Raw genomic sequence first — 11693 nt, forward strand, 5'->3', positions numbered from 1 at the left:
TAGATCATGAGTTTGATCAACCCCCTAAATTAGTAGAATACGGGATGTTAAGCTAATGTTCTCCCCTCCACAATAAAACCAGTGGAAAGTCAATGGGGTGGGGGGAATTTGGACATGATCTTTAAATTAAGCCATGCGATCGCCATTACACTACTTCTCTACTTCATCATGGGGATGAATAACTCTGGTAGTGTTAAGACCGCCGATTCAGGTCAAACCGCCGATTCAGGTCAGCCTACGGATTCACTGGCGGAACCAGAGGCAGTTGCTGAACTTGAATTCAAGGAATTACCGCACAGACTCGTCCGGGCGATTAATCTGGGTCGATAGATCGGGGCGATCGATCGGGTTTGGCTCCTGTAAAGTACGGGCATCTTGCTGTCCACATTTATTCTGTACCGGCACTCTAGCAAAGCTGCGTCAAACGGTAAGATCTAAGGACAAGTCCCATACGATTGAGCTTGCCCATGATTTGCTTCCGATCGCTAGCGTTCCTGTTCAGTCTCTTCTGTCTTCTGACCTGGAGTCTGCCCGCCCAGGCGGATTGGACGATGCCCCTGTCCTATAGCAATGCTCAGTTGCAGGGACGAGATTTCTCAGGGCAAGAACTTCAAGGCGCGGAATTTTCCAACGCGAATCTGGAACAGACAGACTTTTCCCATGCAGATGTTCGTGGTGCGGTGTTCAGTGCTTCTACCATGACTCAGGCGAATCTCCATGGCGCAGATTTGACCTATGCCATGCTGGATCAGTCCAATTTAACGGGGGCGGATCTCAGTGATGCGGTGCTGGTGGAAGCTCTAATGCTGCTATCTACCTTTGATGAAATTAATATCACTGGGGCAGACTTTACAGATGCCATTCTGGATGGGGTGCAGGTTAAGCGATTGTGTCAGCAGGCTGAGGGTGTGAATTCTCAGACGGGAGTGGCGACCCGTGAATCGTTGGGGTGCCGATAAATGGTAAAGGACAGCATGGTGCAGCGGGTTGGGGTGATTGGTGGGGGGCAGCTTGCCTGGATGATGGCAGAAGCAGCTCAAACCCTGGGACTGGAGCTAGTGATTCAAACTCCTAAGGCGGACGATCCAGCCGTGTCGATCGCCGCGCACACGATTTTTGCTCCGGTGGCTGATGCCTCTGCCACGGCCGAACTGGCAACCCATTGTGAGGTGATTACCTTTGAAAACGAATTTGTTGATCTGGAAGCATTGCTGAAGCTGGAACAGCAGGGAATTCGCTTCTATCCAAGTCTCCGTTCGATCGCCCCCTTGCTGGATAAATACGAGCAGCGATCCTACCTCAAAACACTGGGGTTGCCGACTCCTGAATTTATGGCCCTGGAACCGGATACGGCTCCGACGATGATCAACGCCTTTGGGCTGCCGGTTGTCCTCAAAGCGCGGCGGCTCGGCTACGACGGACAGGGAACCACCATTTTTAAAACGCAAACTGATCTGCACAATCTGATTCACGATCGCTTAGATCCGTCCCATCCCTTCCCCGCATCCACTTTTTTGTTAGAGGCCTTTGTGCCCTTTGAGCGGGAACTGGCCGTCATGGTGGCGCGATCGGTGACTGGAGAACTGGTAATCTATCCCGTTGTAGAAACCCAGCAGGAGCAGCAGGTTTGTCGGCGGGTGATTGTTACCCCTGATTTCGATCCTTCTATCGTTGAACAGGTGCAGGCGATCGCCCAGCGACTCCTCGAAAGTTTGGACTATGTGGGCATCATGGGGATTGAGTTTTTCCTGACCCAGGACGGTAAGGTTTTAGTCAATGAAACCGCTCCTCGAACCCACAATTCGGGGCACTACTCCCTCAATGCCTGCCTCACCTCTCAGTTTGAGCAACAGTTGCGATCGGTTGCCGGTTTACCGCTGGGTGATCCCGCCTTAAGCCATCCAGGAGCCGTTATGGTCAATCTCCTGGGCTATGAAGATGCAGAACAGGATTATGCTGAAAAACGGCAGCAACTCGCTCAAATTCCCCATGCCCATGTCTACTGGTACGGCAAAACCCTGTCTCGGGTGGGCCGCAAGTTGGGACACGTGACGGTGACACTGGCAGAGGGAGAGGGACGATCGCAGGCGTTGGCCATTGCGGAACAAATTGAGGCAATTTGGTATGGGGAGTAGTATCCTGAAAGCGTAATCCTTTCAGACAAACCGCTTCAGGGTTGGAGAACAGCATGAAATTTGGCGTGATCGTGTTTCCGGGATCCAATTGCGATCGAGATGTGGCGATGGTGCCTCGTGATCTATTGCAGCAGCCCACTCGAATGGTTTGGCATGAGGAAAGTGACCTGTCGGATCTGGATGTGATCATTGTGCCCGGTGGGTTTAGCTATGGGGATTATTTGCGCTGTGGGGCGATCGCCCGGTTTTCGCCTGCCATGAAGGCGACGGTGCAACACGCAGAGCGGGGTGGATTTGTGCTGGGGATTTGCAATGGGTTTCAGGTGCTGACGGAAGCGGGACTGTTACCAGGAGCATTGATGCGGAACCGAGACTTGCATTTTGTCTGCGATCGAGTTCCCCTGCGCGTCGAGCGCACCAATCTTCCCTGGACGCAAGAGTACCAGGGTGGACAGGTGATCACTCTGCCGATCGCCCACGGTGAAGGCTGCTATTACGCCGATGCCGACACACTCAAATCTTTAGAAGATCACCATCAGGTTTTATTCCGCTACAGCACACCCACAGGTGAACAGACCGATGCAGCCAATCCCAATGGCTCTTTGAATCACATTGCGGGGATTTGTAACCGTCAGGGCAATGTTTTAGGGATGATGCCTCACCCGGAACGGGCTGCTGATCCGGCTCTGGGAAGTACTGATGGCATTCACCTATTTAAGGGATTGCTCAATGCCTTAGTGGGCACGCGGTAGGGGGATATCCCCTCGCTGCAAATCGATCGCCTTCCGTAGCATCTTGCCTGCCTGCCGTTCTTACTATTTCAGATTTTGGATTTTAGATTTTGAATTTTGAGATCAAAACAGGCTCAACTGTTGGGGTTGTTCGATCGCATTCCAGGGGAGGGGCGGAACCGGAACGCCCTGTTGATCGAGTAATTGCTGGAACGAGCGGGCGGTAAGGGGGGAATACCGCTCAATGGGACAGTGGACGAAGAAGTAAACCTGGGTTCCCTGGAGGAGCCATTGCTGAACCCGATCGACCCATTCCTGGAGATAAGGCTGGTTGAACGCTAAGTCGGGATGGCTGATGTAGCGAATTAGAGTGAAGGGGGCAGTGATAGTGGGCTGGAGGGGAACCTGGGGTTTGCGGCGTTCCGAGTAGAGTTGGGGGTCGTCTGGGCAGTCGTAGATCGGGCGGGTATCGAGCAGGACTCGGCCAATTCCCAGTTCAGCGAGGCGATCGGTCAATTGGCTGGCATAGGGTTCCTGAAACCAGTCTGGATGGCGAACTTCCAGGGCCAGGGGAAATTCCTGGGTTGGATAAGCCTGGAGAAAGTGCATCAAATCGCCAATTTGGGCCGGACTATAGCTGGGAGGGAGTTGGGCAAAGCAAGGCCCCAGGCGATCGCCCAGTCCGGCAACGTGCTGAAGAAATGCTAGCGTTTCAGGTAGGGTCGCGGCCAGGAGACCTGCATGGGTGATGCTGCGAGGCAGTTTCAGGCAAAATTGGAACCCATCGGGAGTTTCGCTGGCCCAGCGGTGAATTGTTTCGGCATCGGGCACCGAATAAAAGGTCGTGTTGCCTTCTACCGTGGTGAGGCGACGGCTATAGAGGCGCAGAAAATCCCTGGTCTGACTCCCTACCGGGAAAAATTGACCCACCCACTCCTTATACGCCCAAACGGCACAACCCAGTCGAAAATTCATGCTTCAATATAGCCTAGTCTGGGTATCGACGGGGATTCCTCCGTAGAGGTAGCTTGTTCCGGTATGGACGGCTGCGATTGCATCGGCAATTCTATCCAAAACTCAGTCCCCTCTCCTGGCTGAGAGTAGCATTCCAGGGAGCCACTGTGGCGATCGACAATAATTTGCTGGCTGATCGATAATCCCAGCCCCGTCCCCTTACCAGCGGGTTTTGTGGTGAAGAACGGTTCAAACAACTTAGATTGAATCGCTTCTGGAATCCCCAGGGCGTTATCCGCAATCCGAATGATGATGCGGGAACTGTTGGTTTCGGAGTCAGGAATGATGCCAGTCCGAATCGTAATTTGTGGCAACCATTCATTCGTGTCGTCTGGTCGATCGCCCCTTTCTGCGGCTTCTTCCAGGGCATCGATCGCATTGGTGAGAATATTCATAAACACCTGATTCAACTGACTGGCATAGCATTCCACCAGCGGCAATTCACCATATTCTTTGATGATCTGGATTCCAGCCGTATTCGATCGCGGTTTGAACCGATACTGCAAAATCAGGAGTGTACTATCTAGCCCTTCATGAATATTGGTCAGATTCATGCTTGTCTCATCCAACCGCGAGAAGGTTCGCAGCGACAGCACGATTTGTTGAATCCGATCGGCTCCTAATTGCATTGAGGAGAGGATTTTAGGAAAATCTTCGATCAGAAAGTCCAGATCTAGCTCTGCGATTCGTTCAGCTAACTCAGGACTGGGCGAAGCATGCTCCTGCTGAAACAGGGTCAATGCCTCTAGCAAATTCTGGGCATATTGATTGGCGTGGGACAGGTTGCCATAGATAAAGTTAACGGGATTATTGATCTCATGGGCAATCCCCGCTACCAACTGCCCCAGGCTCGACATTTTTTCACTCTGGATGAGTTGAGTGCGGCTGCGTTTCAAATCCTCTAGCATTTGAGACAGCATCACTGCCTGACGTTGGGTTTGTGCCAAAAGCTCGGCTTGCTGAATCGCAACCGCTAAATGATCAGCAATCTGCGCCACAAACTGAATTTCATCGGGCTGCCACTCGCGGGGGTTCGAGCATTGGTGGATACAGAGCAATCCCCAGAGCCGACCCTCTGGACGCAGGGGAACCACTAAATTGGCCCGAATTTGAAATTGCCGCAGGATATCAATGTGACAATCACGCAATCCAGCATGATAGATATCCGCAACCGCCTGAATCTGCCCTGCCTGGTAGTGAATCGCGTACTGTTCCCCAAAGCAATGATCGTGAACTCTAGTATTGAGAGCAGAATGGAACCCTGGTAGCACATCTTCGGAAACAAACTCGCCATCATCCCATTCTGAATCTGGATCAAAGCGAAACATCCCTACTCGATCGGCGTTTAGGAGTTGGCGAACTTCCGTGGCGGTCGTCTGAAACAGCGAATCAAGGTCTAAGGATGCCCGAATATGCGTGATCACTTGCAGGAGAGCTTTCTGCTGATCGCCTTCAGAGCCTTGGGTACTGACGGGAACTGAGGGAGTGTCCATCAGAATTTGCTTCATGCGCTCAAAGGCTGATTCGTCGCGGCAACAGTCTCTCAGTCGATCCAGGTTATCGAGATTCATAGAACAATATTAAGACGCTTGAAGGGTTAATCAGACATGAGGCTGAGAATAAACGCTACAACTCCGGAAAAATTCAGGCAGTAGGGAATGTGTAAAGAATAAGCCAACCCCTCAGTACATTTCGGGGGTAGTAAACATCTGTCGAAAAACGCTTTAATGCACATTTTAAGCGTTAGTTTCTAGATTTAGCACCATGAAATGCTGATTAAATCAACGTTTTAGCAAATCAGTAGACAAATTTCTCTGAGCAAGAGTAGAAGATGCGATCTGAACAGACGGTTTTAGAGCTTCAGTATGGCAAATTAGCTGCTTCAGAGAAATGAGTTAAAACCCGTAAGTCTTTATGATCTCAAAACACAGGGTAATCAGTAGAAATAAGGAAGCCAGTTTGAGAATTGGCAGCTAAAACTCAGTAAAAATACGAGATAGACGATCGGCCAGCAGGGTGTAGCGATGCTGATCTTTGACTTGCCGCACAGCAAACCCGATCGCCTTTTGAGGCCCAACTAAAATCACCAGTTTGCGGGCCCGCGTTAGCCCTGTGTAAATTAAGTTGCGCGATAGCAGAAGGTAGTGCTGCATATAGACGGGGATGATCACCACCGGGTACTCGCTTCCCTGGGATTTATGAATTGTTACTGCCCATGCCAGGGTAATCTCATTCAAATCAGCGTAATCATACTCCACCAGCCGATCGGCAAATTTTACGGTTACGGCCTGCTCATCCAGGTCAATTTGCGTAATCACGCCCAAGTCACCGTTAAAAACTTCTCGGTTGTAGTCATTCACCTTTTGAATGATGCGATCGCCTACCCGTAAGGTCATTCCCCCTCGCGTCAGTTCGGCCTTATGGGTGGCGGGCGGGTTCACCAATTCCTGCAAGACTTGATTCAGATTTCGCGTTCCCGTATCGCTACGAGTCATGGGGCAGAGAATTTGCACATCCTGTGCCGGATCAAATCCCAACTGGGGAATCAGATCCGCTACCAGATCGCGGATCGCCTGGACTCCGTGGGCGGGTTCCGGGGCAGCTAACCAGAGGCAATCGGTCTGGGGTTGATTAGTGACGGCTTCCAGATGGGGAAACTGTCCCTGGTTAATCCGGTGGGCATTGCTGACAATTTGACTGGTCTGCGCCTGCCGAAAGACTTCGCTGAGGCGAATCACTGGAATTTGTCCTGACCCCATCAAATCCGCCAGGACATTCCCCGGCCCGACACTGGGAAGCTGATCAATATCCCCTACCAGCAGCAGTTGGGAATTGGGCGCAATGGCCTTGACCAACGAATTGGCCAAAAACAAATCCAGCATCGACGCTTCATCTACAATCACTGCATCCGCTTCGATCGGGTTCTGTCCATCGCGCTTAAAGGCCATGTTACTGGGATCGAATTCCAACAGTCGGTGAATCGTTTTTGCTTCCCGTCCCGTCATTTCACTCAAACGCTGGGCGGCCCGTCCGGTGGGAGAAGCCAGGGCGATCGTCTTTCCCATTGCCTTCCAGAGGGCGACGATCGTTTTAGTGGTGAAGGTTTTCCCGGTTCCCGGCCCCCCGTCAGCACCATTACCCGGTGACTGGCCGCCATTTCCACGGCCGATCGCTGCTGGGCAGAAAGCTGAAGTCCAGTTTTCTCAGTGAAGCGATCGATCCAGCGTTGGACGCGAGGCAAATCAACCTGGAGATCTTGAATCAGTAATCGACCCAGGCGATCGGCCAGGCCCTGTTCGGCTCCGTAGAAGGGGGGAGAGTAGCAAATGATGGCTTGCGCGGGGGGAGAATCTTTGGGAGAACTTTCTGGAGGACTTTCTGGGGTCGGATCGCTTGAAGAATCCGGCGATCGCTCTTGCAGTACCAGCTCCCCATCGGCTGCCATTTTCAAGGTGAGGGCGAGGATTTCTTCAGCATTGGGAGTATGGTCGTCAATGGCTAACCGCTTCACGACGCGATCGACCAGTTCCGGCTGGGGTAAAAAGCAGTGCCCTTCCTCGGAGGCTTCCGTTAGAACGTGCAAAATGCCGCTGCGGTAGCGAAATTCTGAGCCAGGGTGAATCCCCAAATTGCGGGCAATGGCATCTGCGGTGACAAAGCCAATGCCATAGACATCGGTGGCGAGCTGGTAGGGATTGCGGGTGACGACTTCGATCGCCTCATCGCCGTACTGCTTGTAAATTTTGACGGCATAGGTGGTTGAAACCCCATGACTTTGCAAAAACAGCATCACCTCTTTAATGGCTTTCTGTTCTGACCAGGCCTGCTGAATCATCTTGACCCGTTTAGCCGCAATGCCGGGAACCTCGCTGAGGCGTTCAATCTGGGTTTCAATAATCTCCAGGGTTTCTAATCCAAAATGGGCCACAATCCGTCTGGCGGTGACGGGCCCAACTCCCTTAATTAATCCACTGCCCAAGTATTTCTCGATTCCCGTCAGGGTGGCGGGCTTGGTTTCCCGGTATTTCACCACCTGAAACTGCTGCCCATACTTGGGATGATCGCGCCAGGTGCCCTCCAGATGCAGTGTTTGACCTGCCTGAATATTGGCAAAGTTACCAACGATCGTGATGAGTTCACTGGTGCGGGGAGCCTTGAGTCGAGCCACCGTATAACCCGATTCTTCGGAATGATAGGTCAACCGTTCAATCACCCCTTGCAAATCTTCAATGGGTGTTGCAGGCGTTGCATTGTAGCGGCTGGGGCGATCGGACACGGTAATTAATATTGTCAGTATTAAAAGATCGCAATACTTCCAGTGTGCCAAGAAGTTAGCCTTTCGGCTCAATCACCGTTAAAAATTTGTTGAGAGAATAGTAGCTCAGGTATGCTGATTTGCTCCTCTGGGCAATGGTTTGCCTTGGTTGACTGGGCGGGCAAGATGCCCACCCCACAAGGACTTCAGCCATTGTATCTACCCTTTAAGCTGAAGGTCGATCGGTTTCTTCGGTTAAGGGTAAGCGGGAATCGCTGGATGCATTCAGGGAGGCGGAACCGTGGTGGCTGAGGCTGGGTAGCCCTTCTGTACCGGGCATGGGGCGAATCCGATTGAGCTGAGACAGGGCCCATTCTGCGGTTTCCTGAACTTCCCGATCGCCATCATTGGTGGCATATTGCAACAGTTGGCTGATCTGCGTGACAAGTTCAAACAGCCGCGAGGCATCCCGAATCGAGTTTTTGCGCACCTCAGGGCTGTCATCCTGAATCGTCATCATCAGGGCCCGGCTCATGGGTTTTAAGGTACGAACGCTAATTTCTGACACGGCCGCCAGGATCAAGCTGCGCTGCTGGGAGTCTGAATCCACCAGCAAATCGACTAAGGGCTGAATCGCCCGCGAATCTCCCCGCTGCCCCAGTTCCCAGATGGCTTTTCGGCGTTTGTTGGGGTTTGAGCTATGCAATTCCTGAATCAGGGTTGCCACAATATCCACCCGGCTGATGCGGGTCGTTTCGGAAACTGCGATCGGGTTTGCAGGTTGGGTGAGTTGCCCCAGATCTTTGGCTGAATCTTTAGCTGAATCTTGATCTGGTGCTTCTTCCAGATTGGGGGCTGAATCTTCGGTTATGTCTTGCACTTCTTCCAGACCGTCTACGGCTACCCCATTCTGTCCTGCAATCTCATCAGCACTGGCGATCGCGGGGAGTCCACTAGATTTTTGCTGTCCCTGTTGGGAGCCATACCAAACGCCGCCTATTAGAGCGATCGGAATTAGCGTCAGCGTGAACCACCATTGCCAGGCAGGAGCCGCCGCTTCAACCGGAGCCGCTTCAGATTCAGGGGAAATTGCGGGAGCAACGGGAGATTCAGCAGCCGGAGATGGGGCAATCGGGGGAAGATTGTCTTCAGCCTGAACGGGAAACTTTGCCTGAACAACAAAATTGACACTGAGCAGGCAAGCCATTAAAAATAGCCTGGAGCGATAAACCATCATGAGGGAGCAGGGGCGATCGTTACCTACGTTTAAGTTGCCCACAACCTGAGACTTTAGTTGCCACAATTTTAGATTTAGGTTGCCCGCAACGATCAAAATAGTAGAAATAGGCTAATGATTCACCCCTATACTGGCTCAACTTTGGCGGGAAAGCACCTATCTTGATGAAACTTCTGACTGCACCTGCACCGTTGCCGATGGATCTGGCACCAGGTTAAATTCTGCTTCCGCCTGAGCTGCTGCACCCTCCTGATTCCCCCGAAAGCGTTCCAGGAGCCGATCGCGTTGATTGATCAGATAAATACTGACCAGGGTTAAACTGACTCCAAACCATTGAATCGAGTTCAGGACTTCGCCCAGGAACAGGTTGCCGAACAGGAGGGCAAAAATTGGGGTGAGGAAGGTGAGGGAAATCAGGCTGGTGAGATTACCGCTGGAGGCAAAGTAGAAGAACAGGGCATAGGCGATCGCACTGCCAAAAATGGTGGAATAGCCCAGTGCTAACCAGTCTCCTCCGGTCAGATTGACCCACTGTTGGGATTCCAGCAATCCTGAACCCAGAAACAGCGGAATGCCGCCGAATACCATATGCCAACCCGTCGCTGAAATCGGATCCGCATACTGGGAAACATACCGCACCAGAATCGTTCCCACTGCCATCGACAGAGCGGCAAGCAGCATCAACCATTGTCCGTTGTGGGTCAGTTGCTCCAGGATGTCTCCCCCCACCTGAAGGGCAGCCCCATCTCCCTGCAATAACCCCATGATCCAGGCTTTGGGCAATCCCAGTAAGCTAATCCCGACAACTCCGAAACATAGACCCAGCCAACCCCACAGCCCAATCATCTCCCCAAACAGAACCCGCGCCATCAGGGCAACGGCGATCGGCTGCGAGTCGATCATCACAGAACCCAGTCCTGCCCCCGTCCGCATCAGTCCTTCCGCCAGAAATCCCTGAAATAGCGTGCCATCTACCAGTCCAAACAGGGCAATCCATAGCCAGGCTTTCCAGCCCCTGGGATTGGGTCTGCCCATGATTAAGGCGGCAATGAGGATGAGAATTCCCGCAGGCAGCAGGCGGACTCCTGCCAAAAATAGCGGGGTTGTGTGGGGAATTGTTCCCTTCATGGCAACCATTGCAGTGCCCCATAGAAAAAAGGGCGCGATCAGCAGCAAGGGGCCAAATGGCAGACGGGATTCAGTCTTTAACTGCATGAAATTAGTCACTCAGCACTCGGACACTTTTGATTAATTGTAATCAATTATTGAGATTTGTTAAGTCAATTTCAGTATTCCGAATGAACCCTCTCTCTGAGCCGCACTATCCCAAATCCCTACCCTAAGATAGGCTGACCTTGTCGGAGGTTCATTCAAAAGATGGGAGAAATCTTAACGCCAGCTCTCTAAAGTGACGGTAGAAGTACTGTGCTGTTGACTGAGCTATTCAGTAGCTACATATAGAGATGCCATTTAAGAAACGATTTGTCCCCCAAAAGATTTTCACGGCGATCGGTGTTTTAGGGTTCGCTGCGGTTAGTGTACCTGCGGTGGCTCAGGAGACTGTACCCGGACAAACCGTACCCGGACAAACTGTGCCTGGACAAACCGTACCTGGTCAGACTGTGCCTGGACAAACCGTACCCGGACAAACCGTACCCGGACAAACCGTACCTGGTCAGACTGTGCCTGGACAAACCGTACCCGGACAAACCGTACCCGGTCAGACTGTGCCTGGACAAACCGTACCCGGACAAACCGTACCTGGACAAACCGTACCCGGTCAGACGGCACCAGGCGCACCACCTGAGCAGCAGCCGGTTCCCGATGCTACCTTCCCGGCCGATCCAGCTTTTCCAGGAGATTTTACGCCTGAGCCAGCTGCACCAGTCGTCCCCGGTGGTGGTACTGTGCCTCAGCCGACCCAACCGGCACCGACCCAAGTTGCACCGCCAGAGATCCAGATTGTGCCACCCCAAACGACGGCTCCTGGAGCTGTCCCTGAGGGAACTGCGGCTCCGACCCAGGCTCCATCCTCTGTTCAGGTTGTACCACCTGGGGGCAGTGTGGTGATTTCTAATCCATCTACGACTTCGACGATCGTGGAGGTAATTCCCTCGCCCGCTGGGGGTGCAGTGCCAGCACCACAAATTGCAGAACAGGTTCCCGTGATTCAGCAGGTGGATGTTCAACCCCTTGGCCCGACCTTTGCTCCGGCAGAGTGTCTGGAGGGTGAGGTCTACGTTAACTTGCCGCAGTGGGGTGGTGGGGCGTGTTTGGCTCCTGGACAGTTTGATAATATTGCGCGATAGCTTGGATTAACG

The 11693-nt window shown here is 52.5% G+C and carries 9 protein-coding genes and 1 pseudogene; 5 read left to right on the forward strand and 5 right to left on the reverse strand.

Annotated elements, in window-relative coordinates:
- Positions 1 to 114: 114 nt before the first annotated feature.
- From ACM1PF_RS31580 to purQ, 4 genes are all read left to right on the forward strand, one after another.
- Complete coding sequence (locus ACM1PF_RS31580; protein WP_416670396.1) at positions 115 to 330, forward strand: hypothetical protein; 216 nt, start codon at positions 115 to 117, stop codon at positions 328 to 330.
- 137 nt (positions 331 to 467) lie between these two features.
- Positions 468 to 959, forward strand: a complete 492-nt coding sequence (locus tag ACM1PF_RS31585) for a pentapeptide repeat-containing protein (protein ID WP_416676894.1) — start codon at positions 468 to 470, stop codon at positions 957 to 959.
- Positions 960 to 2135, forward strand: coding sequence for a 5-(carboxyamino)imidazole ribonucleotide synthase (locus tag ACM1PF_RS31590; protein ID WP_416670397.1), 1176 nt, complete (start codon positions 960 to 962; stop codon positions 2133 to 2135). It begins immediately after the preceding gene.
- A 53-nt stretch (positions 2136 to 2188) separates the two neighbouring features.
- Positions 2189 to 2887 carry a phosphoribosylformylglycinamidine synthase subunit PurQ gene (purQ, locus tag ACM1PF_RS31595; RefSeq protein ID WP_416670398.1) on the forward strand — a complete coding sequence of 233 codons (699 nt, stop codon included), beginning with the start codon at positions 2189 to 2191 and terminating at the stop codon, positions 2885 to 2887.
- A gap of 102 nt (positions 2888 to 2989) precedes the next feature.
- Here the strand turns inward: purQ and ACM1PF_RS31600 are convergent, their stop codons facing one another.
- The 5 genes and pseudogenes from ACM1PF_RS31600 to ACM1PF_RS31620 all read right to left on the reverse strand — a co-directional run bounded on the left by ACM1PF_RS31600 (position 2990) and on the right by ACM1PF_RS31620 (position 10587).
- Positions 2990 to 3841: a DUF72 domain-containing protein gene (locus tag ACM1PF_RS31600; RefSeq protein ID WP_416670399.1), complete on the reverse strand. Its 852-nt coding sequence runs from the start codon at positions 3839 to 3841 to the stop codon at positions 2990 to 2992.
- Positions 3838 to 5451 carry a sensor histidine kinase gene (locus ACM1PF_RS31605; protein ID WP_416670400.1) on the reverse strand — a complete coding sequence of 538 codons (1614 nt, stop codon included), beginning with the start codon at positions 5449 to 5451 and terminating at the stop codon, positions 3838 to 3840. Before ACM1PF_RS31605 ends, ACM1PF_RS31600 begins: the two co-directional genes overlap by 4 nt.
- 402 nt (positions 5452 to 5853) lie before the next feature.
- Positions 5854 to 8156, reverse strand: a pseudogene (locus tag ACM1PF_RS31610) (ATP-dependent RecD-like DNA helicase).
- Positions 8157 to 8361: 205 nt separating this feature from the next.
- Complete coding sequence (locus ACM1PF_RS31615) at positions 8362 to 9414, reverse strand: HEAT repeat domain-containing protein (protein WP_416670401.1); 1053 nt, start codon at positions 9412 to 9414, stop codon at positions 8362 to 8364.
- 114 nt (positions 9415 to 9528) lie between these two features.
- Positions 9529 to 10587 carry a DMT family transporter gene (locus tag ACM1PF_RS31620; protein WP_416670402.1) on the reverse strand — a complete coding sequence of 353 codons (1059 nt, stop codon included), beginning with the start codon at positions 10585 to 10587 and terminating at the stop codon, positions 9529 to 9531.
- Positions 10588 to 10835: 248 nt separating this feature from the next.
- On the opposite strand from ACM1PF_RS31620, the gene ACM1PF_RS31625 reads away from it, so the two are divergent.
- Positions 10836 to 11681, forward strand: a complete 846-nt coding sequence (locus tag ACM1PF_RS31625) for a hypothetical protein (RefSeq protein WP_416670403.1) — start codon at positions 10836 to 10838, stop codon at positions 11679 to 11681.
- Positions 11682 to 11693: the final 12 nt, after the last annotated feature.

Source organism: Egbenema bharatensis FJBBOT/2019 (assembly GCF_048077055.1).
Lineage (GTDB): Bacteria > Cyanobacteriota > Cyanobacteriia > Elainellales > Elainellaceae > Egbenema > Egbenema bharatensis.